This is a genomic window from Roseivivax sp. THAF197b (assembly GCF_009363255.1).
Taxonomy (GTDB): domain Bacteria; phylum Pseudomonadota; class Alphaproteobacteria; order Rhodobacterales; family Rhodobacteraceae; genus Roseivivax.
Genome location: NZ_CP045318.1, coordinates 182,387 through 208,101 on the forward strand (window position 1 = coordinate 182,387; position 25,715 = coordinate 208,101).

Consider the following 25,715-nt stretch of genomic DNA (forward strand, 5'->3'; position numbering starts at 1 on the left):
TTCCTGGCCCGGGCGCATCCTTGCGTCCGGGTTTTTTATTGGCTGGCATCAAGGGCGGTGGCTCAGGGCTTCTCGAAGAAGATCGTGACCTCGCCCACGGGCAGGCCGTATTTCGACATGTAGGCCTTGTTCAGCAAACGGTCGTCCGACAGGAGCCACATCCAATCGTCGAAGGAGACCCGTGTCGTGGTGCCGTCGCCCAGCGGCAGGTCGATCGTGTAGGCCCAATTGAACGTATCGCCCGCCTCGGTCCCCGTCGCGGTGCCGATGACGCCCGGCGCCGTGCCGCGCCAGGTCTCCGCGCCGGTTTTCTCAAGCGTCCAGATGCGTTGCTCGGTGCTGCCATCCTCGTAGACGAAATCCTCCACGAGCCGCAGGACCTGCCCGTCCCATGTCCCGGTGATGTCCACCGTGAAGCGGCGGCTGACATTGCCGAGGACGTCCTGAAACTGGCCATGGGCGCGCGTGTCGCCCGCAAAGAATACCTCCAGATCGAGCGCCCGGTCCGACAGCTTCGGCGCATCGAGCGAGGGACGCCCCGCACAGGCGGCCAGCATCGTCAGGGCCGTCAGGGCCAGCGCAATCCGTTTCATGTTGGGCATCCTTTGCTGCGTCTTCCTTGCGATATGGTCTGCGCGCCCGTGCTTTCCACGCAGGCGTCGGGAGGCTAGACTGGACCCATGTGTGTCGTCGTCGGCCGGGCTCCCGGCCATCCCCATGCCAAGATCCATGCCTGGTGGCCGCCGCCGGGACAGACCTCTGCCGTCTGATCCCAAACGACATATCCGAAAGACACCAAGATGACCCAAGACCTGACGACCGGGGCGGACAGCCTCGAGTTGCGCCATGCAGATGGACGCGTGGCGCGGTTTCCCTATCTCTGGCTGCGCGATGCCGATCCCGCGGGCTTTCACCCCGAAACGCAGGAGCGGCTTTTCGACCTGACCCAGGTCCCGCTCGACACCGCGCCCGATGACGCGCGAATCGAGGAGGGTATGCTGCGCATCGACTGGCCCGATCAGGACGCGCCGTCCCTCTTCGGACTGGATTGGCTCTGGGCGCATCGGCCCGGCCAGGCCCGTCATGATCCCGCGCATATTCCCTTCGCGCCCTGGCCCGAGGAGCGCACCGCCCAGAATATCCAGCGGTTCGACGCTGAGGCGATCGCGACCTCGGATGCGGCGCTGCGCGATTGGCTTGTCGCCGGCAAACGCGACGGGCTCACCATTGTCGAGGGCCTCGCGGACAGCGTCGATGCCGGGCTCGCCATCGCGCGCCGGGCAGGCTTCCTGCGCGAGACGAATTTCGGCGTGACCTTCGAGGTCGTCTCGAAACCCAACCCGAACAACCTTGCCTATACCGCCGATGCGCTGCCCCTGCACACCGATCTGACCAACCAGGATCTGCCGCCGGGTTACCAGTTCCTGCATTGCCTCGCGAATGAGGCCGAGGGCGGCGGGTCGGTCTTCTGCGACGGAATCGCCGTGGCAAACGCACTTTATGCCGAGGATCCCGCCGCGTTCGAGACGCTGGCGCGCGTCTCCGTACCGTTCCGTTTTCATGACGGTGAGACGGATATCCGGTCGCGCAAATGCGTCATTTCGCTGGCAGAGGATGGAACGGCGTCTGAAATTTGCTTCAACGCGCATCTGGCCGATCTTCTCGATCTGCCACCCGAGGAGATGCCGGATTATTACCGCGCCTATCGCCGCTTCATGCAGCTTTGCCGCGATCCCGCGCGTGCGGTGACCCTGAAATTGCAGGCGGGCGAGATGGTGGTCTTCGACAATCGCCGCATCCTGCATGGCCGCGAAGCCTTCGATCCCGCGACGGGGTTCCGGCATCTGCATGGGTGCTACGTGGATCGTGGCGAATGGGATTCCCGTATCCGCATAATGGACCGAGACGCGCCTTAGATCAGCCGTAAAACGCGCCTAGCGTCGGGAACTAACTCAAGCTGAACAAAGCGAAATGGTCCCTGATATGCGTAACTACCCGATCCCCTTCAACGAACAGGAACGATTGGCGGCGTTGCGCGCAGTGCCGGGACTGACGCCCGAAAACGACGCGATGTTCGACGCGATCTGCGATGCGACGCGCAAGCTGTTCGATTGCCCGCTGGCGCATATCTCCGTGCTCGACGAAGAGGAGCAGTGGTACAAATCGGTCGTGGGCATGGACTTGCCCACGATGCCGAAAACGCAAGGCTTCTGCGCCTTCGCGATCATGTCCGATGAGGTCATGGTGGTGCCGGACATGACCCTAGATCCGCGCTTCAAGGCGCATCCCATGGTCGTGCCGGGCAGCCCCGGCGCGCGCTTTTATGCGGGTGTCCCGCTGGTTCTGTCGAACGGTTACCGGTTCGGCAGCTTGTGCGCCATCGATCTCAAGCCGCACGAGATGCCCAGCGAGCAGCAGCTCGACACGCTGCGTGCGCTCGGCCAGGCGGTGGTCGCGGCACTTGAAGCCGCACCGCTCGACAAGGCGTCGGATGCGCCGGATCTGAGCCAGGCCGGGTTCTTCAACCTGATCAGCCACGAATTGCGCACGCCGTTGACGGTGGCCCTGGGCAGCATGCGGATGCTGCAATCGCGGCTTGAGACACCCCTGGAGGCACGGCTGGCCGATGCGGCCATTCGGGCGTCGGAAAACCTCGCCAAGCTGATCGACTCGGTCATCACCTTCTCGGACGCGCAGACCGGGGAATTGCGGCTGAACGATGAGGTCGTGGATTTGCGGTCGCTTCTTGAGGATGTCGTGGCGGTGCATGTCCCCACGGCCGAGGGCGCGGATCGCAGCATGACCCTTGGCACGCTTGGTTTCGACGGTGCGCTCTCGGCCGATGCCGACCAGATCAAGCTGGCACTGGCGGCGCTTTCGCTCAATGCCATCGTGCATGGCGGATCGGACATGGTGCTGGAAACAGCGCTCGATGCGGAGGGCAATCTCGAAATCATCGTGCGCGACAACGGGACCATGTCCGGGGATGTGGACCTTGCGGAGCTCTACAAGCCGTTCGTCGTGGGTACCGCCATCGACAATCGTGATGCGCGAGGCGGTCTTGGCCTCGGGCTGCCGTTGACCCGCAAGCTCGTGGAGCTGCATGGCGGTGATTTCATGATCGATGCCGACGCGGAGCACACGGTCGCGCGCATCCGGCTGCCACATTGGCGCATCGATGCGGCGCAAACACCGAAGGTCATCGCGGCGGAGTGATCCGCCACGACCGGCGTTAGCCGCGCGCGGCCTCGGCCTCGATCTCGCGGCGGCTCTTGCGGGCGCGTTCCGTGGCCGATTTCAGCTGCCCGCAGGCGGCCATGATGTCCTCGCCCCGCGGTGTGCGGATCGGTGAGGCATAGCCCGCCTTGTAGATGATGTCCGCGAATGCCTCGATCCGCGACCAGTCCGACCGCTGATAGGGCGCGCCCGGCCATTCGTTGAACGGGATCAGGTTGATCTTGGCGGGAATGCCCTGGATCAGCTTCACCAGCCGCTTGGCATCGGCGTCGCTGTCATTGACGTCTTTCAGCATCACGTATTCGAACGTGATCCGCTCCGAGTTCGACAGGCGCGGATATTCCTTGAGTGCAGCCAGCAGCGTCTCGATGTTCCAACGCTTGTTGATCGGCACGAGCTTGTCGCGCACCTCGTCCGTCGTCGCATGGAAGGACACCGCCAGAAGGCAGCCGATCTCCTCGGCAGTCTTGGCGATCTCGGGCACAACACCGGAGGTCGATAGGGTGATGCGGCGGCGCGACAGAGAAATCCCCTCGCCATCCATGGCGATCTTCATCGCGTCGCGCACGTTGTCGAAATTGTAGAGCGGCTCGCCCATGCCCATCAGCACGACGTTGGACAGAAGACGCGTCTCGTTCTTGGGCGCGCCCTGTTCGGGCCATTCGCCCAGGTCGTCGCGCGCGACCATGATCTGGCCCACGATCTCACCGGCGGTCAGGTTCCGCACGAGCTTCTGCGTGCCCGTATGGCAGAATGAGCAAGTCAGCGTGCAGCCCACCTGGGACGAGATGCAGAGCGTGCCGCGATCCGCCTCGGGGATGTAGACGACCTCGACCTCATGTCCGCCCGCGATCCGCACAAGGTATTTGCGCGTCCCATCCATGGAGACATTCTTCGAGACGACCTCGGGCACGCGGATTACGAAATTCTCGGACAGGAGCTTGCGATAGTCTTTCGACAGGTTCGTCATCGCGTCGAAATCGCGCACGCCCCAATGATAGAGCCAGGCCCAGACCTGGTTCACGCGCATCTTCACCTGCTTCTCGGGCGTGCCGAGCGCGGCGAAGCGGTCGCGCAGCGCGTCGCGGGTGAGGCCGATGATGTTCGGCAGCCCATCCTCGCCCTTGCGCGGAATGGTGACGAGGTCCTGCGTGATCGGTGCGTTCGCGGTCATTTGAGTCGCTCCGGGGCGGTCCGTGCCGCCTGAAAACCAATGAAAGTGGGCTGCATATAGGAGTTGCGCCGCGATTCCAAAAGGAAAAGGGCGACCGAAGCCGCCCGGATCGTCGCATCCATGCGATAGGCTCAGCTCGTGCAGCGCCGCTCCGCATCCTCGACGGCGGCGGTGAAGCCCAGCAGCGAGAAGGTGTCCTTGGTCTGCGTGCCGCGCGAGGATCGCGCCGTCACGACGGCATCGGCGCCGCGTTTCATCGCGGTCACGAGGCGCGCATCGTCCTGCGGCGTTGCGGGCCAGGCCCATTCGCCGTCGGTGAAGAGCTCGAACTCCGTGCCGCTGATATTGACGTTCACGGTCGATCCATCCGCGAAGGGGTATCCGCCGGTAAACGCGACCTGGCCGGTCACGTTCGCCTCGGGGCGGTAGAAGACCATCAGCAGGATTTCGCCGCGGGTCACGGCCACGACGCGGCCATCCCGGGTGTTCACGCTTTCCTTGTAGGTCGTGACCGCCCAGCATTCGCGCGGATCGGTGCCTTCGAAGACCGACCAGTCGGTCATTGCGTCGACGCGGTTCGTGCTTTCTTCCTGCGCCACAGCGGTGCTGCCAAAGGCCAGACACGCCGCAAGCAGGCTGCTTTTCACTCTCAACTTCATTGCCTGAAACTCCACCAGACCTGACCCTCAATGTTACGGGTTGTGCCAAGGCGGCTCCGGGTTATCTTGCCCGGTTGAACCCCGATATCGGGCTGGACACTAGCCCGATTTTGCCGAGCGCGAAAAGCCCCGTCGGCAGATTATCGCCAAGACGTGAGGAGCGCCCGAGATGACCCGACCTGCCGCCCATTTGTGTGAAATCTGGCGTGGCCCGATGGCCGAATCGGTCCATAGCGGCCACGCGGTGATCGCGGGGCCGGATGGCGTGCCCCAGGAGGTCTGGGGCGATGCGGAGGCCATCGTGCTGCCGCGCTCGTCCTCGAAGATGATCCAGGGCTTGCCGCTGCTGACGTCGGGTGCCGCGGACGCGCATGGACTGACCGACCGGCACCTGGCGCTGGCCTGCGCCAGCCATAACGGCGCGCCCGTCCATGTCACGGCGGTGGAGGACTGGCTTCAGGCGCTGAACCTGTCCGACGACGCGTTGCGCTGCGGTCCGCAACCGAGCCGCGACCGCGCCCTGCGTCACGAGATGCTCAAGGCGGATGAGGCGCCCTGCCAGGTGCACAACAACTGCTCGGGCAAGCATGCGGGTTTTCTGACGTTGAACGCGCATCTGGGTGGCGGTCCGGAATACCACGCGCCCGATCACCCGGTGCAGCAGGCCTGCCGTGAGGCGTTCGAGGTTGTGACCGATCAGGCCAGCCCGTTTTTCGGGATCGACGGCTGCTCTGCCCCGAATTTCGCGACGACGATGTCCGGGATGGCGCGCGCGATGGCATGGTTTGCCACGGCGCATCAGCGATCCGACGCGTTGTCAGGCGCCGCCACACGCCTCAGGGACGCGATGATCGCGCATCCCGAGCTGGTGGCAGGCGAGGGGCGCGCCTGCACGCTGCTGATGCGCGCAGCATCCGAGCCTGTGGCGCTGAAAACCGGCGCGGAGGGCTATTTCGTGGCCATCCTGCCCAACCGGGGCCTGGGCGTTGCGGTTAAGGTGATGGATGGCGCAACGCGGGCAGCCGAATGTACCATCGCGGCGCTGCTCGTGCGGCTTGGCGCGCTCGATGCGGGCCATCCGGACGTGCAGCGCTTTCTCAATCCGGAGATCCGCAATTGGCGCGGTATCGTGACGGGCGGGATCCGACCTGCGCCGACGCTGGGCGCCTGAGAGCTTCAGCCCGTGACGAAATCCGACTTGGCATAGCCCTGTATGTAAAGAAGCGCGGTCAGGTCGCCGTGATTGACGCAATGCTGCGCTTCTTTCTGCACCGAGGGTTTGGCGTGGAGTGCGACGCCCGTGCCCGCCCGCCCGAGCATGCCAAGATCATTTGCCCCATCGCCCACGGCAATCACGTCCGCTTCGGTGATGCCCAGCTTTGCGGTGATCTCCTCAAGGGCCTGGACCTTCGCCGCGCGCCCGAGGATCGGCCGTGCCACCTCGCCGGTCAGGGTGCCGTTCTCGGTCAGAAGGGTGTTGGCGCGATGTTCGTCGAAGCCCAGTTCCGTAGCCACCGATTGCGTGAAGGCGGTGAACCCGCCCGACACCAGCACCGCATGCCCGCCATGGGCCTTCATCGTGGCAATCAGCGTGCGCCCACCCGGCATGTAGGTGATTCGCGTGCGCAGCACCTCGTCGATCACCCCCGCATCGAGCCCTTTCAGAAGCGCCACCCGTTCCGTCAGCGCGCCTTCGAAATCGAGCTCTCCGTTCATGGCGCGCGCGGTGATGTCCTTCACATGCGCGCCGACGCCCGCGACCTCGGCCAGCTCGTCGATGCATTCCTGCTCGATCATCGTGCTGTCCATATCCGCGAGCAACATGCGCTTGCGACGCCCCTCGGCGGGCTGGATGACCATGTCGATGCCAAGTGCCGCCATGTCGAGGCGCACCATCGCCGCATTGCCGGGCACCGACCCGATCGGGAATTCGCAGGCCTCGTCGGGTGCGAGCCAATCCAGATCGCCGCCACCCCAGGCATTGCGCAGCGCCTCTGCTGCGGCGGGGTCCAGGCTTGGGACTGCGGGGTTGCTCAGAAGGGTGACGATCTGGGTCATGGCTTAGGCCTTTCGCGCGTTTGCCGCGCTATAGCGGCAAGGATGCGGCGACGGAAGGCTTGGGCATCGGCCTTTTGCGGGCCGTGTTAGCCCCGCCCTGCGCCAAATCGGCCTTGCCTGCAGAACAAGGCTTGCCGCGCCGGGGGTTGGGCAGTACATGCGGCGGTGGGACACCCTTCCCCAACGAAGGGCGACTATCTGGAAGGTTAGCCATCATGAGCACCACGAAACCGGCAACGCGGCCGGCAAATCCGCGTTTTTCCTCTGGCCCTTGCGCCAAGATCCCCGGATTCTCCCTCGACAAGCTGTCTGATGCAGCCCTCGGCCGGTCCCACCGCGCCAAGGTGGGCAAGGACAAGCTGAAAGCGGCCATCGAAGGCACGCGCGAGGTTCTGGGCATCCCCGAGAATTACAAGATCGGCATCGTGCCCGCCTCCGATACCGGCGCTTACGAGATGGCCATGTGGACCATGCTGGGCGAGCGTCCGGCAGAGATGGTCGCGTGGGAAAGCTTCGGCGCGGGCTGGGTCACCGACGCGGTCAAGCAGCTGAAGATCGAGCACCAGGTTCACACCGCCGAATACGGCGAAATCGTCGATATGGCGTCGCTCAACTACGACAACGATGTCTGCTTCACCTGGAACGGCACCACGTCCGGCGTGCGCATGCCCTCGGGCGACGTGATCCCGGCGGATCGCAAGGGTCTGACCCTGTGCGATGCGACGTCCGCGGCCTTCGCGATGGGCCTGCCCTGGGACAAGCTCGATGTGACGACCTTCTCCTGGCAGAAGGTGCTGGGCGGCGAGGCGGCGCATGGAATCCTGATCCTGTCACCGCGCGCGGTGGAGCGGCTGGAAAATTACACACCCGCATGGCCGCTGCCGAAGATCTTCCGCCTGACAAAGGGCGGCAAGCTGATTGACGGCATCTTCGAAGGCGCCACGATCAACACGCCTTCGATGCTGGCGGTCGAAGACTACCTCGTCGCGCTCGACTGGGCGCGGTCCGTGGGCGGTCTCACGGGCCTGATGGCGCGGGCAGATGCCAACGCACAGGCGGTCTGGGATTTCTGCGACGCCAATGACTGGATCGACAACCTCGCAAGCGATCCCGCGACGCGGTCGAACACCTCCGTCTGCCTGAAGTTCACGGACCCGGCCATTGCCGATCCGGCGGCCTTCGCCAAGGCCGTGCAGAAGCGGCTCGAAGCCGAGGGTGTCGCGCTCGACGTGGGCTCCTACCGCGATGCGCCTGCCGGTCTGCGGATCTGGTGCGGCGGTACGGTCGAGACGGCGGATATCGAGTCGATGCTGCCCTGGCTCGACTGGGCCTATCACGCCGAGCTGCAGGCACAGGCCCAGGCGGCCTGAGGTGGTTTTTCACCCACCCTGCGAATGATGCGCAACAGGTCCCGGACCGTGATCCGGGTCCTCTTCCTCCCCCACAATTCCAGGAGGCCCCGGAACATATCCGGGGCATGATGCACATGACTGCACCCAAGGTTCTCATCTCCGACAAGCTGTCGGACGCCGCCGTCCAGATCTTCCGCGATCGCGGCATCGACGTCGATTTCCAGCCCGATCTCGGCAAGGACAAGGACAAGCTCGCCGAAGTCATCGGCCAGTATGACGGCCTCGCCATCCGCTCGGCCACCAAGGTCACGCCGAAGATCCTCGAGAATGCGCCGAACCTGAAGGTCATCGGCCGCGCGGGCATCGGTACCGACAATATCGACAAGGATGCCGCCTCGAAGAAGGGCGTCATCGTCATGAACACGCCTTTCGGCAACATGATCACCACCGCCGAGCACGCCATCGCGATGATGTTCGCCGTGGCGCGCCAGATCCCCGAGGCCTCCGCGTCGACCCATGCGGGCAAGTGGGAGAAGTCGAAGTTCATGGGTGTCGAGCTGACCGGCAAGACGCTGGGCGTCATCGGCGCGGGCAATATCGGCGGCATCGTCTGCGACCGTGCGCGCGGCCTGAAGATGAAGGTCGTGGCCTATGATCCCTTCCTCAGCGAGGAAAAGGCCGACAAGATGGGCGTCGAGAAGGTCGAGCTGGACGCGCTTCTGTCGCGCGCCGATTTCATCACGCTGCACGTGCCGCTGACCGACCAGACCCGGAACATCCTGTCGCGCGAAAACCTCGAGAAGACCAAGAAGGGCGTGCGGATCATCAACTGCGCGCGTGGCGGTCTCGTGGACGAGACAGCTCTCGCGGATCTTCTGAAATCGGGCCACGTGGCCGGTGCCGCCTTCGACGTCTTCGCCGAGGAGCCCGCAACCGAGAACCCGCTTTTCGGTCTGCCCAACGTCGTCTGCACCCCGCATCTCGGTGCTGCGACCACTGAGGCTCAGGAGAATGTCGCCCTGCAGGTCGCGGAACAGATGGCCGACTACCTGCTGACGGGCGCTGTGACCAACGCGCTCAACATGCCGTCCGTGACCGCCGAGGAAGCCCGCGTCATGGGCCCCTGGATCAAGCTGTCCGAGCATCTCGGCGCCTTTGTCGGGCAGATGACCGATGAGCCGATCAAGGCGATCAACATCCTCTATGACGGCTCTGTTGCGGAGATGAACCTCGAGGCGCTGAATTGCAGCCTGATCGCAGGGATCATGAAGCGCGTGAATCCCGAGGTGAACATGGTCTCGGCCCCGCTCATCGCGAAGGAGCGTGGCATCAAGCTGTCGACCACGAACCAGGGCAAGTCCGGCGCCTTCGAGGGCTACATCAAGGTGACCGTGAAGACCGAAAAGCGCGAGCGCTCCATCGCGGGCACCGTCTTCTCGGACGGCAAGCCGCGCTTCATCCAGATCAAGGGCATCAATATCGACGCCGAGGTCGGCCGCCACATGGTCTACACCACCAACGAAGACGTGCCGGGCATCATCGGCACGCTCGGCATGACCATGGGCAAGAACGGCGTGAACATCGCGAACTTCACCCTGGGCCGTGCCGCGGCGCATGGCGAGGCGATTGCGCTGCTTTACGTCGATGACCGGATCAACGACACGGTTGTGGAAGAGCTCCACGGCACGGGCATGTTCCAGCAGGTCAAGCCGCTGGAATTCGACGTCGCCTGATCGGGCCGGACGCGTTATCCTGTCAGGGGCCGCGGGTGCACGCCCGCGGCCTCATCGTTTGAAGGGCCGTATCCGCAATTCGTCCGAAGGAGCCCTGCATGATCTATGCCATCGGTGACATTCACGGCCAGCGGGACGCGCTGCAGCGGGCGCTCGACGCGATCGCGCAGGACGGGCAAGACGCGCCTGTGGTCTTTCTGGGGGATTACACCGATCGCGGCCCGGACAGTCGCGGCGTCCTCGACATCCTGATTGAAGGGCAGGCCAGCGGGGCCGATTGGACCTTCCTCATGGGCAACCACGACGAGATGATGCTGGATTTTCTGCTCGGGCCCGCACCCTCGCGGAAGGAGCCTGCCTTCTGGCTGCGGGACATTGTCGGCGGACGCGCCACGACCGCGTCTTACGGCGTCGACCCCGATCCGCGCCGCCCCGACGCCGACATCCATGCCGAGATGCGCGCCACCGTGCCCCAGGCGCATGTGACCTTCCTGCGCAGCCTGCGACTGTCCTTCGAGACGGAGCACCACTTCTTCTGTCACGCAGGCATCCAGCCCGGTGTGCCCTTCGCCAGGCAGGCGAGGCGCGATCTTCTCTGGATCCGCGAGCCGTTCCTGTCCGCCCCGCAGGACCACGGCAAGCTGATCGTGCACGGCCATACCGCGCTGGAGGCGCCATGCCATTACGGCAATCGGCTGAACCTTGATGGCGGGGCGGGTTACGGTCGTCCGCTGGTGCCCGTGCGCCTTGAGGGGCGTCATGCTTTTGCCTTTGAGGACGGCACTTTCCGCCAAATCTGAAGGTTTTGTAACAAATCGTTTTGGAGGTCGGGCGGGCGGGTCTACGCTCTCGCTTCTCAGTCCCTCATCACGGAGTTCCAAGATGCCTGCTCCCATCCTTGTCGGTTATGACGGCTCGCAGCCGTCGCACCGCGCCCTCGACCACGCCCTGACGGTGGCAAAGTCGCAAGACACGTCGATCATCCTCGTGCATGTCCTTGAATGGTCGCCCTATTCCTTTCTGACCGCGGAAGAGCTGGCGGAGCGTCATTCGCGCCGCAAGGAAGAGCTGGCCCGCGCCGAAAGCGCCGTCGTGAAACCCGCCTTGGAACGGGTGTCGGGCAGCAGCGTCGAGATCACGCCCGTCATCCAGTACGGCCATTCCGCCGAAATCCTGACCCGTGTGGCCAAGGACCACGGGGCCAGCCAGATCGTCGTCGGACGTGACGGCAATGGTGGTCTCGCCGCGCGCTTTTTCGGCTCGACGGCGGCGACGCTCATACAGATCGCCACAATCCCCTGTACCATCGTTCCGTGAGGAGACATCTCATGACATTTTCCCGTATTTTCCTGGGCGTCATGGCCTTGCTGGCCTTCGCGGCACCCGCCGCGGCGCAAGGCATCGACGAGACCGTGAACGCGATTTTCGCAAATTCCACCGGCTGGTTCGTCAGCCTGATTTTCTCCAATTTCCCTGGCACCAATTTCCCGTGGATCGTCGGCTGGCTGGTTGTCGCGGCGACGGTCTTCACCTTCTATTTCGGCTTCGTGCAGCTGCGTTGGGCGGCCCATTCCATAGCCCTCGTGAAAGGCGATTACTCGGACCCGAATGACGCGGGTGAGGTCAGCCATTTCCAGGCGCTGGCCACGGCGCTGTCGGGCACGGTGGGCCTTGGCAACATCGCGGGTGTTGCGGTCGCCATCGGCATCGGCGGGCCGGGGGCCACGTTCTGGATGATCCTTGCGGGTCTCATGGGCATGGCGTCGAAGTTCACCGAATGTACGCTCGGGGTGAAATACCGCAACGAATATCCCGACGGGACGGTGTCGGGCGGGCCGATGTATTACCTCACCCGCGGCTTTGCGGAGCGCGGTCTGCCGGGCGGCGGCATCCTCGCGGTTCTGTTCTCGATCTTCTGCATCTTCGGAGCGCTGGGCGGCGGCAACATGTTCCAGGCCAACCAGGCGCATCAGCAGCTTGCCGGCGTCTTCGGGGATTACCCGGGCTGGATCACGGGCATCGTCTTTGCGGGCATCGTCTTCGCGGTGATCGTGGGCGGTCTGAAATCCATCGCGCGGGTGACGGAAAAGGTCGTGCCGTTCATGGGGGTGCTCTACGTCGGCACGGCGATCATCATCATCGCCATGAATGCCGATCAGATCGGCACCGCCTTCGGCCGCATCTTCGAGGGCGCCTTCACGGGCCTCGGCGTTGCAGGCGGCATGGTCGGCGCGCTGATCCAGGGCTTCCGCCGCGCGGCCTTCTCCAACGAGGCGGGCGTGGGATCGGCAGCCATCGCGCACTCCGCCGTGCGCACCAAGGAGCCCATCACCGAAGGCTTCGTGTCGCTGCTGGAGCCCTTCATCGACACCGTCGTCGTCTGCACCATGACCGCGCTTGTCATCATCATCACAGATCAGCTCATCACCGATCCCGAAACCGGGCTGTTCGTGCTGACCGAGGCGGGGAACGCGATCCAGACGGTGGGTGGCAATACCGGTGTCTCGCTGACCTCGGCGGCTTTCTCGTCCGAGATCGACGGCTTCAAGTACATCCTCGCGCTGGCGGTGATCCTGTTTGCCTTCTCGACGATGCTGAGCTGGTCCTATTACGGCCTGAAGGCCTGGACCTTCCTCGTGGGCGAGGGAAAGACCAAGGAGGTCGTCTTCAAGGTGATCTTCTGCCTCTTCGTGATCATCGGTGCCTCGGCCAATCTCGGCCCGGTCATCGACTTCTCGGATGCGGCGATCTTCGCCATGGCGGTCGTGAACGTGCTGGGGCTCTATTTCCTGATGCCGATCGTGAAGCGGGAGCTGACGAATTACAGCGCCAAGCTGCGCTCGGGCGAGATCAAGAAGTACAAGGCATAAGAAAGCGCGCGGCCCTTTCCACGAGGGGCCGCGCGGGCTAGGACCAAGGCGCAAGGATCACTTGGGAGGTTCCATGCGCTTGATATTCATGGGCACGCCGGATTTCGCGGTGCCGGTTCTGGATGCGCTGGTCGATGCGGGCCACGATATCGCGGCGGTCTATTGCCAGCCGCCTCGACCTGCCGGGCGCGGCAAGAAGGACCGTCCGACGCCGGTGCATGCGCGGGCCGAGGCCTTGGGGCTGCCTGTGCACCATCCCAAATCGCTGCGGAATGCCGACGCGCAGGAGGCGTTCGCGGCGCATGGGGCGGAAGCCGCCGTGGTCGTGGCCTATGGTCTGATCCTGCCGCAGGCGGTGCTCGATGCGCCGACCTATGGCTGCATCAACATCCATGCCTCGCTTCTGCCGCGCTGGCGCGGGGCGGCGCCCATTCACCGGGCCATCATGGCGGGCGATACGCAGACTGGCATCGCGATCATGCAGATGGAGGCCGGGCTCGATACCGGGCCCGTGCTGATGGCCGAAGCGCTCGATATCGGCGCGGAGGAGACGACCGGCCAGCTGCAGGATCGGCTCTCGCAGATGGGCGCGCGCATGATCGTCGAGACGCTGATGAAGCTGCGCAGCCTGACGCCCGAGCCGCAATCGACCGAGGGCGTGAGCTACGCCGAGAAGATCGACAAGGCGGAGGCGCGGATCGACTGGACGCGCCCGGCGCGCATCGTCGACCGTCAGATCCGGGGGCTCGCACCCTGGCCCGGTGCCTGGACCGAGGCAGGCGAGACACGGCTGAAACTGCTGGGATCGCGGCTTGCGGAGGGATCGGGCGCGCCGGGCGAGGTTCTGGAAGGCGGCTTTCGGGTCGCGTGTGGCGAAGGCGCGGTGGAGATCACCCGCGCGCAGAAGCCCGGACGCGGCGCGCAGGATGCGGACGACTTCTTGCGCGGCACGGATCTGCCCGCGGGCACCATTCTTGGAAAGGACGACTGATGCTTCCCACCCTTATCGGTACAGTTGTCATCGCAGCCCTAGTGGGCGTCGCGGCGGAGAAAACGGGGTTCACCCATAACGGCATCCTGCAAAGCGTGATCATCTGCATCGGCGGCGCCTTCCTGTTCTACTTCGTCTCGATCATGTTCGGTGTGGGGTTCGGTCGGCAGGGCTGGAACGCCATTGCCGCCTCGATCGGATCGTTGATCATCGTGCCCTTCCACTGGCGCAAGTGACACCGCAGACCGGCATCGAGCCGGTCCGCGGCGTACGAGAGGCCAGCCTCTCGTGCTCTCCGGAGGTATTTCTGGTCCGAACGTGAGGGGCGGCCCGCTGTGCGGTGACGCACGAGGCGCGCGCGGAGAGCGGGAATGGATCGGTTTGCCGCCCGGTATATCTGTTCGTCAGCAGAAAAGGGAGGCTCCGATGGGTCAACTCGTTGACGGCACATGGCACGACACCTGGTACGACACGTCGAAAACCGGCGGCAAATTCGTCCGGTCCGAGACAAAGTTCCGGAACTGGATTACGGCGGATGGGTCGGCAGGTCCGTCGGGTGAGGGGGGCTTTCCGGCCGAGAGCGGCCGCTATCACCTCTATGTCAGTCTTGCCTGCCCCTGGGCGCACCGAGCGCTGGTTTTCCTCAAGCTCAAGGGGCTCGAGGATCATATCGACGTCTCGGTGGTGCATCCGGACATGCTGTCCGATGGCTGGACATTCGAGACGGATTTCCCAGGCGCCACGGGCGACAGGCTCTACGGTCTGCCCTTTGCGCGGGATATCTACCTCAAGGCGGACCCCGAGATCTCGGGTCGCGTCACGGTGCCGATCCTGTGGGACCGCGAGCGCGAGACTATCGTGTCGAACGAATCGGCCGAGATCATCCGCATGCTGAACTCCGCTTTTGACGGGCTGACGGGCAATACGGACGATTACTGGCCCGAGGCGCTGCGGGAGGCGATCGAACCCTTGAACGCGCGCATCTACGACACGGTCAATAACGGTGTATACAAATCCGGCTTCGCCACGACGCAGGAGGCCTATGAGGACGCGGTGCGGCCGCTGTTTGCGTCGCTCGACTGGATCGAGGATCGGCTGTCGCAGAAGCGCTACCTCATGGGGGACCGGATCACCGAAGCCGATTGGCGCCTGTTCACCACGCTCATTCGGTTCGACACGGTCTATCACGGTCACTTCAAGTGCAACCGCAACCGGATCACGGACTTCCCCAACATGTCCGGCTATCTGCGCGAGCTCTACCAATGGCCCGGCGTGGCCGACACGGTCGATTTTGCGCATATCTCGCGCCACTACCATTACAGCCACGAGACGATCAATCCGCATCGGATCGTGCCCATTGGACCCGCGCTCGATCTCGATGCGCCGCATGGGCGGGAGCGGCTCCGCGCGGCCTGATTTACGCGGGGTTGGTGCGCCTAGCGCGTGCCGCCCGGCTCCGAGGCGTAGTGTTCGGCCATGGCCGCCAGATCCTCGGGCGCGGTGCCCGCGGGGACAAAGGCACAGGCATTGGCACATAGATTGAAGATCGAGCCGTCGGAGAAAAAGCTCGAACGGCTGACAAAGATGACCTTGCAATCGGGCTGCCGGTAACTTGCGAAATCGGCCACGGCAAAGGCGCTGCCATCTTCGAGCAGAAGGTTCAGAACGATCAGATCGAAATGCTGGGTCTGGATGGCATGGGCCGCGCCTGCCTGGCTTTCGGTCCTGGTCACGTCCATACCAAGCCGCTCCACATGGCTTTGCCACAGGCGACCGAGATCGGGATTGGTTTCGACGATCAGGATATTCATGCAGGTCCAGACGAGCCGGGATTCTGTCGACAATATCAGGCAAAAGATGCGTCAGACCTAGGTTTTATTTCCGGGTGGCGCCATTCTGCTCGGATTCCCGCCGATCTTTCACCGGGGCGGCAGCACTGTTAGCGTCGGACAACCGTATCAGAATTCAGGATATTCCATGATCCGCCTACTCGCCTTCACGCTTGCCCTCACCGCAGGCCCCCTTCACGCAGACACCGCTTGCGGGGGCCGATTTTCGGACTTCCTCGCCGGTCTGAAATCAGAGGCCCAGGCCCGGGGGATCGACCCGTCCGTGGCAGAGCGGTTCCTCGCACCCGTTCGCCAGAGCCAGTCGGTTTTGAACCGCGACCGTCAGCAGGGCTTCTTTCAGGCACCGTTCCTGGAGTTTTCGCGCAAGCTGATCAGTCAGAACCGATTGGACCGCGGACAACAGCTTGGCCGCCAATACGATGCGATCTTCGACCGGATCGAAGCGGAATATGGCGTCTCTCGCGGTGTGCTTCTGGCCTTCTGGGCCTTCGAGACCGATTACGGCGCCTTCCAGGGCGATTTCAACACGGCCGACGCACTGGTGACCCTGGCGCATGATTGCCGCAGGCCCGAGATCTTCCGCCCGCAGATTTTCGCGGCGATGGAGCTGTTCGAGCAGGGCGCCTTCGACCCCGCGCGCACGACCGGTGCCTGGGCCGGGGAGATCGGCATGGTGCAGATGTTGCCGGAAGACATCCTGGAGAACGGCCGCGACGGCGATGGTGACGGGCGCGTCGATCTGAAGAATTCGGCACCGGATGCGCTGGTCTCCGGCGCCGCGATGCTCGCCGATCTCGGCTGGCGTCCGGGCGCGCCCTGGATCGAGGAAGTGCGCCTGCCGGAGAATTTCGACTGGTACCAGGCCGGGCTCGAGACCGAAAAGAGCGTGGAGGAATGGCGCGCCATGGGCGTGGCACCCCGCGATGGCACATTCGATGGCTCGGGGCCGGGCGCCTCCATCGTCATCCCGCAGGGCAAGGACGGGCCGGCCTTCATCGCCTATCCCAATTTCAGCGTTTATTTCGAATGGAACCAGAGCTTTACCTACGTCATGACCGCGGCCTATTTTGCGACGCGGCTGGAGGGCGCACCGGTCTACGATGCGGGCAACCCATCGGCGGGGTTGTCGGGCGAAGAGATGGTCTCCTTGCAGCAGAAGCTTCAGGCGCGGGGCTACGATGTCGGCGGTGCGGATGGCATCCTCGGGGCGGGCACGCGGGCCGCGGTGCGCGATGTGCAGCGAGAACTGGGCCTTCCGGCCGATGCCTGGCCGACGCGGGACTTGCTGAACCGGTTGTAAGCGGGTCGCGAGGCAGGGCGCTGCGGGATCTTTACGCAATGGAAAGAAATATGGTATTCAGTGAGACATCGAAATTGGTGCGCTCACATGATCGCCTCAAAATAGACCCGGCAGAGTTGCCTCTCCGCCGGGTCACTCTTTTTCAGCCTACTGGCCGATCCAGAGCCGGAGGATCGTCACGCACAGCGTTGCCACCGCGATGACGACCATCCATCTTCGAAATTGATCTTCACTCACATTGGATCACCTCCTTGCGCCGCGATGTGTCGCGACGGCACCATAGAGGGACAACATGGTTAAAGAGGCGTTGAGGACGCCCGATACGCGCCTCAGGCGACCATCTTCTCGGCCTTCTTGAGGTCGACCGAGACGAGTTGGCTGACGCCCTGTTCCTGCATCGTGACGCCGAAGAGACGGTCCATGCGGGCCATGGTTACCGCGTGGTGCGTGATGATCAGGAAGCGCGTGTTGGTGCGGCGGCACATCTCGTCCAGCATGTCGCAAAAGCGGGTCACGTTGGCGTCGTCGAGCGGCGCGTCCACCTCGTCGAGCACGCAGATCGGCGCCGGGTTCGCGAGGAAAACCGCGAAGATGAGCGCCAGCGCCGTCAGCGTCTGCTCCCCCCCGGACAGAAGCGACAGGGTCGAGAGCTTCTTGCCGGGCGGTTGGCACATGATCTCGAGCCCCGCTTCCAGCGGATCGTCGCTTTCGACCATGACGAGGTTCGCCTCGCCGCCGTTGAAAAGATGCGTAAACAGGAGCGAGAAATTGGCGTTCACCTGTTCGAAGGCCGTCAGCAGCCGCTCGCGCCCTTCGCGATTGAGCGAGGCGATGCCAGAGCGCAGGGTCTTCACGGCTTCTTCGAGGTCGGTTTTCTCGGACAGGAGCAGATCATGCTCCTCCTGCACCTCGCGGGCATCTTCCTCGGCCCGCAGGTTGACGGCACCGAGGGCGTCGCGCTGGCGTTTGAGGGCGTTGACGCGCGCCTCTATCTCGTCGGCGCGGGGCATCGCCTCGGCGTCGGTATCCAGCCGCTCCAGGAGTTTGGCGGGTGTCGTCTCCTGCTCCTCAGAAATGCGCTCGGCGGCGGCCGTTACCGCGTCGCGTGCGGCTTCTGCGCGGGCTTCGGCGGCGGCGCGAGCTTCGCGGGCCTCGGAGGCCGTGCGCTCCGCGTCACGCTCGGCCGCGACCGCCTCGCGCAGGGTCGCCTCCGCCGTGGCGCGGGCATCGGCGGCCCCTTTGCTGCGCGCCTCCGCATCCGCAATCGCCTTGCCCAGCCGGGCCTCATCCGCCTCGAGCTGGCCCGGCAGGGTCTCGGCCTCTGCCAGTTCGGCTTCGGCGGTTTCCTTGCGGGCGACCAGTTCGCTGCTGCGGCCCTTTGCCGTCTCCAGACGGTGGCGCCAGCCCGACAGCTCCTTGGTCACCTGCTGGGAGCGCGCCCGGCGGGCATCGCCCTCGCGGCGGATCTCGTCATGGGCAGAGCGCTTGGCCATCATCGTCATGCGCGCGGCCTCAACCGTCATCTTGACGTCTTCGACCTCGGCGCGGGCGGTCTCCAGATCCCCGAGTGCGGCCACGGCCTGCTCGGCCTCGGCGACCTGGGCGCGCGCGGCGGCGGCCTCATCCTCGTGGCGCTTCACGGACAGACGGGCGCTTTCCAGCTTGCCCTCTGCCATGTCGCGATCCGCCTCCGCACGGCTCAGCGCGCGGGAGGCCTCCGTCACGGCCTGATCGGCAGCCCGACGGGCCTCGCGGGCCTCCTTGTCGGCGCGGGTCAGGTCAGCGAGCCGCGCTTTCAGCGTTTCATGGGCCTGTGCCGCGCCGTCGAGCCGGGAGCTTGCGCGCGCGTTCTCCTGTTTCAGCGCTTCCAGCCGATTGAGCTGCTCCAGGCGGAGTGCTGCGGCCGAGGGCATGTCCTCCGCCCAGGCGCGATAGCCATCCCAGCGCCAGAGATCGCCATCGAGGCTGACAAGCCGCTGACCGGGCTTCAACGCGGCCTGTAGCGCATTGCCCTCATCGGCATCAACGAGCCCGATCTGGCTCATGCGGCGCTCAAGCACTTCGGGCACGGAGACATGCTGCGTCAGCGCGGTCACGCCGCCGGGAAGGGGTTGTGCCACGTCATAGGCGGGCAGGACCGCCCAGCCCGAGGGTCCGTCCGCATCCACTTCGGGTGCGCGTAGATCATCGGCCAGGGCCGCGCCCAGGGCCTTCTCGAAACCCTGTTCGACCTGCAGGCGGTCGAGGATCTGGCCGCCTTCTGCGGTGTCGCGATCCAGAAGCCGCGCAAGGGCGGTGACCTCGGCGCGGAGCGCGTTCATCTCGCCCTCGGCCTCGGAGCGTTCGGCGCGGGCATCGGCTTCGCGGCTCTGCGTCTCGGCGCGGGCTGCCTCGGCATCCGTCAGGACCGTGTCTGCGCGCTGGGCCATGGCTTGCGCCGCGGCAAGACGCTCTTCGGCGGCGTGGCGCGTGTCGGCGGCGCCGGCAAGCGTCTCCTGCGCCTCCGTGACGAGCGCCTGTGCCTTTTCAGCCTCCGTCGCGTTGCGCGCCAGTGTCTTCTGCGTGTCGGCAAGGTAGCGATGCGCCGATTGGTGCCGAGCGGCGAGGCGCGCCACGTCTTCGGTCTGCTCGGATAGCAGGCTTTCGCGTTCCTGCAGGATCGTGGCGGCATCGGAGGCCTGCTCCGCGGCTTCTGCGAGGCGGTCGTCATAGCCCCGGCCTGCCTTGTCCAGCTCGCGCGCCTCCCATTCCAGGCGCTCGATCGTCTCGCCTGCATCGCGGTTCAGGCCGGCCTCGCGGTCGAGGTCATGGGTCAGCTGTTCGATCCGGCGCGACAGCGTGCGGATGGTGTCTTCGGCACGCGCCTTCTGCTCGGACAGGGTATCCCGCTCCACCGTCAGGCGCTGAAGGATCGCCGCGGAGACCGTTTCCTCTTCGCGCAAGGGCGGCAGCGCCTCCTCCGCGCTTTCGCGCGTCTTCGCCGCGTCGCGGGCGGTGCGTTCGGCCTGTGCGGCGGTGGCGAGCTTGCCGCGCAACGCCTCTTCCGCCGTGGCGCGGGCGAGGTCGGCATCCTTCCAGCGCCGGTAAAGCAGCAACCCTTCGGCCTGCCGCAGATCGGTGCCGATGGCGCGGTACCGCGCCGCCTGCTTGGCCTGCCGCGCAAGGCTGGAGAGCTGGCTGGCCAGATTCTCGATCACGTCATCGACGCGGGCGAGGTTCGCCTCGGTATTCTTCAGCTTCAGCTCCGCCTCGTGACGGCGCTGGTAGAGCCCCGCAATTCCCGCGGCATCTTCGAGGATGCGGCGGCGGGCCTTGGGTTTGGCATTGATCAGTTCCGAGATCTGACCCTGCCGCACAAGGGCCGGCGAGTGCGACCCGGTCGCGGCATCGGCGAACAGCATCTGCACGTCGCGCGCGCGCACATCCTTGCCGTTGGTCTTGTAGGCGGACCCCACATCCCGCGTGATCCGGCGGACGATCTCGAGGCTGTCGGTATCGTTGAACCCCGAGGGCGCCAGCCGTTCGCTGTTGTCGATCTGAAGGACCACTTCGGCGAAGTTGCGCGCGGGACGCGACGCGGCCCCGGCGAAGATCACGTCTTCCATGCCGCCGCCGCGCATCGCGGTCGGACGGTTCTCCCCCATGACCCAGCGCAGCGCTTCGAGAAGGTTCGACTTGCCGCAGCCATTGGGTCCGACAACGCCCGTCAGCCCGTCGGAGATCACCAGATCGGTGGGGTCCACAAAGCTTTTGAAGCCCGTCAGTTTCAGTTTCGAAAAGCGCAAGGCTCTGGCTCCCGATTCCGCCCGTTCCCGTCAGATTGGGGTTTGGCAGCCCTCGGAGTCAAACAAAACCACCTGTATATCGCTGTGAGATCCGGCTTATCCACAAGATATCGGTGCTAACCGCAAGTCGTAGCGGCCTTGACAGGAAAAGGTCTGGGCTTCTTCCCTATCGCGGTGGAAAGGACAGCCATGCCGATCAGGATCGAGACCACCGCACCGCGCGCCGAGGGCGTCGAGACCGTATTGAGCGAAAGCCATGCGCTGATGCAGCGGCTGTTCCCGCCAGAGCATAATTCCTTTCTGGATTTTGATGCGCTGGCCGCACCCGAGATCACCCTGTGGGCGGCGCGGGATGACGCCGCAATCCTCGGGACGGTCGCCTTGAAGGCCGCGGGCGAATACGGGGAGATCAAATCGCTTTTCGTGATGCCGGAGGCCCGAGGGCACGGTGTGGCCGCAGCGCTTCTGGCCCATGCCGAGGCCGAGGCGCAAGCGCGGGGCATCACCCTTCTGCGGCTCGAGACGGGCGATCTTCTGGAAGCAGCGGGCCGCCTTTACATACGGGCGGGATATGTCCGGCGGGGGCCGTTCGGGGCCTATGAGGAGAACGGCACGAGCGTGTTCTACGAAAAGGCGCTCACCGCCTGCGACACGTCAGATTGACGTCGGCGGAGACGAGGCGCTCACCCACAGGGCGCGCATAGCCGATCGCCTCACAGCTCCAATAGCGCGACCGTGGGATTTTGGGTGGCTTCGGTCCGCCGGGGCAATCCAATGCCATGATCATCATCGCCTGATCGCCAACGATCCAGCGGACGGGGCATCCCGTTCGGGCCTGCGCGGCGATGCCTGCCTTGCGTGCGACGGGCTGGAAGCGGGGCAGCATCTCGGGCGAGACACGCTGCGCTTCGATCAGGGGACCGTTGCGGCGAAAGAGGAAGGTGCTGCCGCTTTGGGTCACGCGCTCCGCCGCGATCCGCGAAAAGCCGGGCCCGCCGGTATTGCAGGCGGAGAGTGCGAGGGCGAGCAGGAGGGGCAGGAAGCAACGCATGCGCCAAGGGACGGCAGGGGTGGTTAAGGCCCGGTTAATGCGGCTCTCATAGGGGCTAAAATCCCCTGTCGGTCGCAGGGCGCACAGGCTGCGCAGGCCGCCGCTTCAACGTTTGCGCAGCTTGATGATGGTCCAGATCGCCGTGCCCAGAAAGAAGGCGCCCGCAATGCCGAAGACCTCGAACAGGGCAGCGCCCCGGGGCATGCCACGCACTGCGACGGCAACGGCGAGAAGCCCCAGACCCGCGATGGAGAAGCAAAGCCGGAAGATCAGCTCGCCGCGCGTGGGTCCGGGTCCGGCCATCAGAACGCCACCTCGACGCCCGGCAGGTTCATCGTCTTCATCAGGTCGCGCAATTCCTGGCGCGCCGCGACATTCGAGATGTTCAATTGCTTCACGCCAACATCCTTGAGGTCGAGCAGCGTGAGGCCCCGCGGGAACAATTCGCGGAAGATCACCCGCTCGGAAAAGCCGGGGGCGACGCGGAAGCCGATCCGCTTGGAAAGCCGCTCGAGCGCCTTTTCCATCTTCTGCTTGTTCACCATGTTCTGCGCGCCAAGCCGGTTGCGCAGCACGACCCAGTCGATCGGGGCGAGCCCTGCCTGTGCGCGCAATTGCCGGGCGTTCCAGACCATTTCGGAATAGACCGAGGGACCCTCGATCTTCTCGCCATCCGAGGAGATATGCGCGAGCAGGTCGAAATCGACGAAGCTGTCATTGAGCGGCGTGACCAGCGTGTCGGCCAGCGAATGGGCGACCTGGCTGAGACGAGTATGCGAGCCCGGGCAATCGATCAGCACGAAATCGGATTGCGGCTCCAGCACGGCGACGGCGGCGGATAGGCGGTGATCGTAGACGTTCTCGCCCGGGGCCAGCGTCTCCTTGTCGACCTCGGGGAGCTCCATGTAATGCGGCGTCGGCAGCGACAGGCCTTCGGCCTGCAGCGTCGCGTTGCGATTGTGGATGTAGCGCCCGAAGGTCTGCTGGCGCAGATCGAGGTCGAGCGTGCCGACGCGATGGCCCATCCGCGACAGGGCGGTTGCGATATGCATCGACACGGTAGACTTGCCTGCACCGCCCTTTTCGTTTCCGACAACGATGATATGCGCCACGCGAGCTTCCCCAGATATTCCGTTACCCGTCCCCGGCGCTACGGTATCTTGGGTGCCATCACAAGGGAAGTCACGACGTCAACGCCGCCACGCGATGCCAGGCCGGGCGCGGCAGATTGATCACTCGGGCAGCGTGATATCCGCCAGCACAGGGTAGTGATCGGAGGGCCATTCGCCTGCGAATTTGCGTTGCAGCGTGAAGGGACCGGCGCGGGCCGTGATCCCTTGCGACAGGCCAATATGATCGATGGCACCGAAGAGGTTGATGCCCCGATCGAAATGATAGGTCGCGCCGTCCACGTCCAGAAAGGCAAGGCCCGCGTCTTCAAGGATACCCGCCGTCTCGGAGCCCAGCCGTGCATTCAAATCCCCGACCAGGAGAACCGGGAGGCCTTCGTTCAGGAAGGGCGCTAACCGCTGCGCCGTCAGTTCTGCCGATTTAAGGCGGTTGGAGCCGGACCGGTATTCGTAATGCACGTTCTTCACGACAAATTCCGTGCCGCCCGACAGCTCGCGGAACCGCGCCCAAGACGCGAAGGCGGGGTAGGAGCCGTTGAAGGTGCGGGAATAAATGACGTCCGGCGTGTCGGAGAAGAAAAACCAGCCCTGATCGACCAGCTCGTAGCGGTCGGTGCGATAGAAGATCGGCTGGGTGGAGGGAAAATCGCGCCAATCGCCGACGGCTGCCGCCGCATAGCCGGGATTGTTCTCCAGAAGGTAGCTGCGGGCGAGGTTCACATCGTCCGAATTGCCGCCCGCGAAGCTTTCCATCTCCTGAAACGCCACAATATCGGCGTCCATCGCCTTGAAGGCCGCGTCCATGGCGGGCGCGCGGGCCTGCCAATCGCCCCGCGACCAGGCGCCCTCGGCCTCGTTCATTAAGATGTAATGGACGTTATGCGTGGCGACCCGGTGGGTGCCCTCCACCTTCGCGGGCACATCGCTCGCGGTGCTGTTGGTCACATGCAACGCGCAGGCCACAAGGAACAGAAAGGCGCAGAGGCCGACGGCCAGTTTTGTGATACGGCGCAGCAGGCGCATGTCACAGAGCATCCCGTGTGATCGGGACGAGCGTGTTCGGCGCGCCCGCGGGTATGCTGTAGCCCTTGCTGGCCAGAACCTCGGCCCGGGGCAGCCAGTCATAGCGCGGGTCTTCCGTCACGGGCCCCCAGTAAAGCACACCGCCCATGCGCCACGGATCGAGAACCAGCCCCTTCTCCATGGGCGCGCCCGATGCCGACATGATCAGGGTGGAATGCTCCAGCCGGAAAAGGTTGCGAGGCGGGGCGACGGCGCGGTGCAGGGCCAGCGTCTCGAAGCCTTCCTGACGCATGCGCCGCTCCATGTCCTGAGCCCAGTGCCAGCAGAGCCCGCGCGGCTTCAATCCGGTATTCACCTTGGTATTGTGCAGGACGGGCCCGTCCTCCACCTCGTAGAGCGCGCGCAGTTCCAGCGGATAGGTGATGGCGATCCGGGCGGCGCGGGCCGCTTCCTCGGGATCGACCTCTGGGGCCAGGTCTTCGAAGGCCGCTGCCAGCGCGCGGATTTCGGATTGGCTCACGGCAGGATCCCGGTCCACAGGCGCGGCCCCGCATCCTGCCACAAACAGCGCGAGTGAGATCATGGCGGCACGGAGGAGGAAGGCTTGCATGGGCTGCTCGATATCGTCTCGATTTGAGCGAGACACTAGGAGTGCGACAGGGTGCTGTCGAGCCGTCGCGCCATACCTCGCGCGGGCTTGATCCGGACCCACGCTGTTCCCTTGCGAGGGCCAACAGAAGTGGCGTGACGAAAGTTAGGAAAAGCATCCGCTTCAACGAAGGATATCTCCTCCCTCTTCGAGCGGATGTGCGAAACGAAAAACGCCGCCTCGAAGGGCGGCGTCATCCGAAACATCATGAAAGCGGGGATTAGAAGCCCAGGCCTTCGTACTTCTTCTTGAACTTCGACACGCGGCCGCCCTGGTCGAGCAGGCGCGAGGAGCCACCGGTCCAGGCGGGGTGCACGGTCGGGTCGATGTCGAGCGACAGCGTGTCGCCTTCCTTGCCCCAGACGCTGCGGGTCTCGAACGTGGAGCCGTCGGTCATCTTGACGGTCACGACGTGGTATTCGGGGTGGATGCCTTTTCTCATGTCGACGCTCCCTGAACCGGCTTCTTGCCGTCGCCCTTGAGGACTTTGTAGTTTGTGTCTTCCGCGATCCGGGCCGATTTGCCGCGACGCGAACGCAGGTAGTACAGCTTGGCGCGACGCACGCGGCCACGGCGGACAACCTCGATGGTTTCGATGTTGGTCGAGTAGAGCGGGAACACACGCTCCACACCTTCACCGAAGGAAATCTTGCGAACGGTGAACGAGCCCGCGATGCCTTTGCCGTTCTTGCGGCTGATGCAGACGCCTTCGAAGTTCTGCACGCGGCTCCGGGTCCCTTCGGTCACCTTGTAGCCGACGCGAATGGTATCGCCGGCCTTGAAATCGGGAATGTCCTTCCCGAGCGAGGCGATCTGTTCCGCCTCGAGTTCTGCGATCAGGTTCATCTGATCC

Annotated in this window: 26 protein-coding genes; 13 read left to right on the top strand and 13 right to left on the bottom strand. The window is 64.7% G+C overall.

Features of this window, described 5'->3' with window-relative positions; all coding sequences use genetic code 11:
• Nucleotides 1-62: 62 nt before the first annotated feature.
• Nucleotides 63-593 carry a DUF3833 domain-containing protein gene (locus FIV09_RS00915; protein ID WP_152448217.1) on the bottom strand — a complete coding sequence of 177 codons (531 nt, stop codon included), beginning with the start codon at nucleotides 591-593 and terminating at the stop codon, nucleotides 63-65.
• A 207-nt stretch (nucleotides 594-800) separates the two neighbouring features.
• Here FIV09_RS00915 and FIV09_RS00920 point away from each other — a divergent pair, with 207 nt between their 5' ends.
• Nucleotides 801-1,916 (top strand): TauD/TfdA family dioxygenase, encoded by a 1,116-nt coding sequence (locus FIV09_RS00920; protein ID WP_152448218.1) that lies wholly within the window; start codon nucleotides 801-803, stop codon nucleotides 1,914-1,916.
• A 67-nt stretch (nucleotides 1,917-1,983) separates the two neighbouring features.
• Nucleotides 1,984-3,216: a GAF domain-containing sensor histidine kinase gene (locus tag FIV09_RS00925; RefSeq protein ID WP_152448219.1), complete on the top strand. Its 1,233-nt coding sequence runs from the start codon at nucleotides 1,984-1,986 to the stop codon at nucleotides 3,214-3,216.
• Nucleotides 3,217-3,232: 16 nt separating this feature from the next.
• Here FIV09_RS00925 and rlmN read toward each other — a convergent pair whose 3' ends face one another.
• Together rlmN and FIV09_RS00935 are read right to left on the bottom strand one after the other, a co-directional pair.
• The gene (gene rlmN / locus FIV09_RS00930) at nucleotides 3,233-4,411 is read right to left on the bottom strand and encodes a 23S rRNA (adenine(2503)-C(2))-methyltransferase RlmN (RefSeq protein WP_152448220.1); all 1,179 of its coding nucleotides are present in this window, start codon (nucleotides 4,409-4,411) and stop codon (nucleotides 3,233-3,235) included.
• A gap of 131 nt (nucleotides 4,412-4,542) precedes the next feature.
• Nucleotides 4,543-5,070 carry an invasion associated locus B family protein gene (locus tag FIV09_RS00935; protein ID WP_152448221.1) on the bottom strand — a complete coding sequence of 176 codons (528 nt, stop codon included), beginning with the start codon at nucleotides 5,068-5,070 and terminating at the stop codon, nucleotides 4,543-4,545.
• 169 nt (nucleotides 5,071-5,239) lie between these two features.
• Between FIV09_RS00935 and FIV09_RS00940 the strand changes: the two genes are divergently transcribed.
• Nucleotides 5,240-6,241: an asparaginase gene (locus FIV09_RS00940; protein ID WP_152448222.1), complete on the top strand. Its 1,002-nt coding sequence runs from the start codon at nucleotides 5,240-5,242 to the stop codon at nucleotides 6,239-6,241.
• Between the two features lie 5 nt (nucleotides 6,242-6,246).
• Here FIV09_RS00940 and serB read toward each other — a convergent pair whose 3' ends face one another.
• Nucleotides 6,247-7,128 carry a phosphoserine phosphatase SerB gene (gene serB / locus FIV09_RS00945; RefSeq protein WP_152448223.1) on the bottom strand — a complete coding sequence of 294 codons (882 nt, stop codon included), beginning with the start codon at nucleotides 7,126-7,128 and terminating at the stop codon, nucleotides 6,247-6,249.
• 215 nt (nucleotides 7,129-7,343) lie between these two features.
• Here serB and FIV09_RS00950 point away from each other — a divergent pair, with 215 nt between their 5' ends.
• The 8 genes from FIV09_RS00950 (at nucleotide 7,344) to FIV09_RS00985 (ending at nucleotide 15,490) form a co-directional block, all read left to right on the top strand.
• Entirely contained in the window at nucleotides 7,344-8,498 is a 1,155-nt protein-coding gene (locus tag FIV09_RS00950; protein ID WP_152448224.1) for a phosphoserine transaminase, read from the top strand.
• A 116-nt stretch (nucleotides 8,499-8,614) separates the two neighbouring features.
• Complete coding sequence (gene serA, locus FIV09_RS00955) at nucleotides 8,615-10,213, top strand: phosphoglycerate dehydrogenase (protein WP_152448225.1); 1,599 nt, start codon at nucleotides 8,615-8,617, stop codon at nucleotides 10,211-10,213.
• A 98-nt stretch (nucleotides 10,214-10,311) separates the two neighbouring features.
• Nucleotides 10,312-11,013, top strand: coding sequence for a metallophosphoesterase family protein (locus FIV09_RS00960; RefSeq protein WP_152448226.1), 702 nt, complete (start codon nucleotides 10,312-10,314; stop codon nucleotides 11,011-11,013).
• 82 nt (nucleotides 11,014-11,095) lie between these two features.
• Entirely contained in the window at nucleotides 11,096-11,530 is a 435-nt protein-coding gene (locus tag FIV09_RS00965) for a universal stress protein (RefSeq protein ID WP_152448227.1), read from the top strand.
• Nucleotides 11,531-11,541: 11 nt separating this feature from the next.
• Entirely contained in the window at nucleotides 11,542-13,083 is a 1,542-nt protein-coding gene (locus FIV09_RS00970; protein WP_152448228.1) for a sodium:alanine symporter family protein, read from the top strand.
• A gap of 73 nt (nucleotides 13,084-13,156) precedes the next feature.
• Nucleotides 13,157-14,074 (top strand): methionyl-tRNA formyltransferase, encoded by a 918-nt coding sequence (fmt, locus tag FIV09_RS00975; protein WP_152448229.1) that lies wholly within the window; start codon nucleotides 13,157-13,159, stop codon nucleotides 14,072-14,074.
• On the top strand, nucleotides 14,074-14,310 hold the full coding sequence (locus tag FIV09_RS00980; protein ID WP_152448230.1) for a hypothetical protein: 237 nt from the start codon (nucleotides 14,074-14,076) through the stop codon (nucleotides 14,308-14,310). The genes fmt and FIV09_RS00980 overlap by 1 nt, the downstream gene beginning before the upstream one ends.
• A 190-nt stretch (nucleotides 14,311-14,500) precedes the next feature.
• Entirely contained in the window at nucleotides 14,501-15,490 is a 990-nt protein-coding gene (locus FIV09_RS00985) for a glutathione S-transferase family protein (RefSeq protein ID WP_152448231.1), read from the top strand.
• Nucleotides 15,491-15,510: 20 nt separating this feature from the next.
• On the opposite strand, the gene FIV09_RS00990 is transcribed toward FIV09_RS00985, so the two are convergent.
• Nucleotides 15,511-15,885: a response regulator gene (locus FIV09_RS00990; RefSeq protein ID WP_152452265.1), complete on the bottom strand. Its 375-nt coding sequence runs from the start codon at nucleotides 15,883-15,885 to the stop codon at nucleotides 15,511-15,513.
• 166 nt (nucleotides 15,886-16,051) lie between these two features.
• Between FIV09_RS00990 and FIV09_RS00995 the strand changes: the two genes are divergently transcribed.
• Nucleotides 16,052-17,224, top strand: coding sequence for a lytic murein transglycosylase (locus tag FIV09_RS00995; RefSeq protein ID WP_152448232.1), 1,173 nt, complete (start codon nucleotides 16,052-16,054; stop codon nucleotides 17,222-17,224).
• A gap of 329 nt (nucleotides 17,225-17,553) precedes the next feature.
• On the opposite strand, the gene smc is transcribed toward FIV09_RS00995, so the two are convergent.
• Nucleotides 17,554-21,009, bottom strand: coding sequence for a chromosome segregation protein SMC (gene smc, locus FIV09_RS01000; protein ID WP_152448233.1), 3,456 nt, complete (start codon nucleotides 21,007-21,009; stop codon nucleotides 17,554-17,556).
• A gap of 189 nt (nucleotides 21,010-21,198) precedes the next feature.
• Here smc and FIV09_RS01005 point away from each other — a divergent pair, with 189 nt between their 5' ends.
• Nucleotides 21,199-21,672 (top strand): GNAT family N-acetyltransferase, encoded by a 474-nt coding sequence (locus FIV09_RS01005; RefSeq protein WP_152448234.1) that lies wholly within the window; start codon nucleotides 21,199-21,201, stop codon nucleotides 21,670-21,672.
• Here FIV09_RS01005 and FIV09_RS01010 read toward each other — a convergent pair.
• The 7 genes from FIV09_RS01010 to rplS form a co-directional block, all read right to left on the bottom strand.
• Nucleotides 21,647-22,060 carry a hypothetical protein gene (locus FIV09_RS01010; RefSeq protein ID WP_152448235.1) on the bottom strand — a complete coding sequence of 138 codons (414 nt, stop codon included), beginning with the start codon at nucleotides 22,058-22,060 and terminating at the stop codon, nucleotides 21,647-21,649. The two genes, FIV09_RS01005 and FIV09_RS01010, sit on opposite strands and share 26 nt — an antisense overlap.
• 105 nt (nucleotides 22,061-22,165) lie before the next feature.
• On the bottom strand, nucleotides 22,166-22,363 hold the full coding sequence (locus FIV09_RS01015) for a hypothetical protein (protein ID WP_152448236.1): 198 nt from the start codon (nucleotides 22,361-22,363) through the stop codon (nucleotides 22,166-22,168).
• Nucleotides 22,363-23,172, bottom strand: a complete 810-nt coding sequence (locus tag FIV09_RS01020; protein WP_152448237.1) for a division plane positioning ATPase MipZ — start codon at nucleotides 23,170-23,172, stop codon at nucleotides 22,363-22,365. The genes FIV09_RS01015 and FIV09_RS01020 overlap by 1 nt, the downstream gene beginning before the upstream one ends.
• 120 nt (nucleotides 23,173-23,292) lie before the next feature.
• Entirely contained in the window at nucleotides 23,293-24,213 is a 921-nt protein-coding gene (locus FIV09_RS01025) for an endonuclease/exonuclease/phosphatase family protein (protein WP_152448238.1), read from the bottom strand.
• A 1-nt stretch (nucleotide 24,214) separates the two neighbouring features.
• The gene (locus tag FIV09_RS01030) at nucleotides 24,215-24,733 is read right to left on the bottom strand and encodes a hypothetical protein (protein WP_216646440.1); all 519 of its coding nucleotides are present in this window, start codon (nucleotides 24,731-24,733) and stop codon (nucleotides 24,215-24,217) included.
• Nucleotides 24,734-25,082: 349 nt separating this feature from the next.
• The gene (gene rpmE / locus FIV09_RS01035; RefSeq protein ID WP_152448239.1) at nucleotides 25,083-25,304 is read right to left on the bottom strand and encodes a 50S ribosomal protein L31; all 222 of its coding nucleotides are present in this window, start codon (nucleotides 25,302-25,304) and stop codon (nucleotides 25,083-25,085) included.
• Complete coding sequence (gene rplS, locus FIV09_RS01040; RefSeq protein WP_152448240.1) at nucleotides 25,301-25,708, bottom strand: 50S ribosomal protein L19; 408 nt, start codon at nucleotides 25,706-25,708, stop codon at nucleotides 25,301-25,303. Before rplS ends, rpmE begins: the two co-directional genes overlap by 4 nt.
• Nucleotides 25,709-25,715 lie beyond the last annotated feature (7 nt).

What these genes read in the sequence shown, in the direction of transcription:
- FIV09_RS00925 (WP_152448219.1), top strand. Translation starts at nt 1,984, where the DNA reads ATGCGTAACTACCCGATCCCCTTCAACGAACAGGAACGATTGGCGGCG.
- FIV09_RS00965 (WP_152448227.1), top strand. Translation starts at nt 11,096, where the DNA reads ATGCCTGCTCCCATCCTTGTCGGTTATGACGGCTCGCAGCCGTCGCAC.
- rlmN (WP_152448220.1), bottom strand. Translation starts at nt 4,411, where the DNA reads ATGACCGCGAACGCACCGATCACGCAGGACCTCGTCACCATTCCGCGC.
- FIV09_RS00920 (WP_152448218.1), top strand. Translation starts at nt 801, where the DNA reads ATGACCCAAGACCTGACGACCGGGGCGGACAGCCTCGAGTTGCGCCAT.
- rplS (WP_152448240.1), bottom strand. Translation starts at nt 25,708, where the DNA reads ATGAACCTGATCGCAGAACTCGAGGCGGAACAGATCGCCTCGCTCGGG.
- FIV09_RS01010 (WP_152448235.1), bottom strand. Translation starts at nt 22,060, where the DNA reads ATGCGTTGCTTCCTGCCCCTCCTGCTCGCCCTCGCACTCTCCGCCTGC.
- fmt (WP_152448229.1), top strand. Translation starts at nt 13,157, where the DNA reads ATGCGCTTGATATTCATGGGCACGCCGGATTTCGCGGTGCCGGTTCTG.
- FIV09_RS00990 (WP_152452265.1), bottom strand. Translation starts at nt 15,885, where the DNA reads ATGAATATCCTGATCGTCGAAACCAATCCCGATCTCGGTCGCCTGTGG.
- FIV09_RS01015 (WP_152448236.1), bottom strand. Translation starts at nt 22,363, where the DNA reads ATGGCCGGACCCGGACCCACGCGCGGCGAGCTGATCTTCCGGCTTTGC.
- FIV09_RS00915 (WP_152448217.1), bottom strand. Translation starts at nt 593, where the DNA reads ATGAAACGGATTGCGCTGGCCCTGACGGCCCTGACGATGCTGGCCGCC.
- FIV09_RS01005 (WP_152448234.1), top strand. Translation starts at nt 21,199, where the DNA reads ATGCCGATCAGGATCGAGACCACCGCACCGCGCGCCGAGGGCGTCGAG.
- FIV09_RS00985 (WP_152448231.1), top strand. Translation starts at nt 14,501, where the DNA reads ATGGGTCAACTCGTTGACGGCACATGGCACGACACCTGGTACGACACG.
- FIV09_RS00935 (WP_152448221.1), bottom strand. Translation starts at nt 5,070, where the DNA reads ATGAAGTTGAGAGTGAAAAGCAGCCTGCTTGCGGCGTGTCTGGCCTTT.
- FIV09_RS00940 (WP_152448222.1), top strand. Translation starts at nt 5,240, where the DNA reads ATGACCCGACCTGCCGCCCATTTGTGTGAAATCTGGCGTGGCCCGATG.
- FIV09_RS00960 (WP_152448226.1), top strand. Translation starts at nt 10,312, where the DNA reads ATGATCTATGCCATCGGTGACATTCACGGCCAGCGGGACGCGCTGCAG.
- FIV09_RS00980 (WP_152448230.1), top strand. Translation starts at nt 14,074, where the DNA reads ATGCTTCCCACCCTTATCGGTACAGTTGTCATCGCAGCCCTAGTGGGC.
- serA (WP_152448225.1), top strand. Translation starts at nt 8,615, where the DNA reads ATGACTGCACCCAAGGTTCTCATCTCCGACAAGCTGTCGGACGCCGCC.
- FIV09_RS00970 (WP_152448228.1), top strand. Translation starts at nt 11,542, where the DNA reads ATGACATTTTCCCGTATTTTCCTGGGCGTCATGGCCTTGCTGGCCTTC.
- FIV09_RS00950 (WP_152448224.1), top strand. Translation starts at nt 7,344, where the DNA reads ATGAGCACCACGAAACCGGCAACGCGGCCGGCAAATCCGCGTTTTTCC.
- rpmE (WP_152448239.1), bottom strand. Translation starts at nt 25,304, where the DNA reads ATGAGAAAAGGCATCCACCCCGAATACCACGTCGTGACCGTCAAGATG.
- FIV09_RS01025 (WP_152448238.1), bottom strand. Translation starts at nt 24,213, where the DNA reads ATGCGCCTGCTGCGCCGTATCACAAAACTGGCCGTCGGCCTCTGCGCC.
- FIV09_RS00995 (WP_152448232.1), top strand. Translation starts at nt 16,052, where the DNA reads ATGATCCGCCTACTCGCCTTCACGCTTGCCCTCACCGCAGGCCCCCTT.
- serB (WP_152448223.1), bottom strand. Translation starts at nt 7,128, where the DNA reads ATGACCCAGATCGTCACCCTTCTGAGCAACCCCGCAGTCCCAAGCCTG.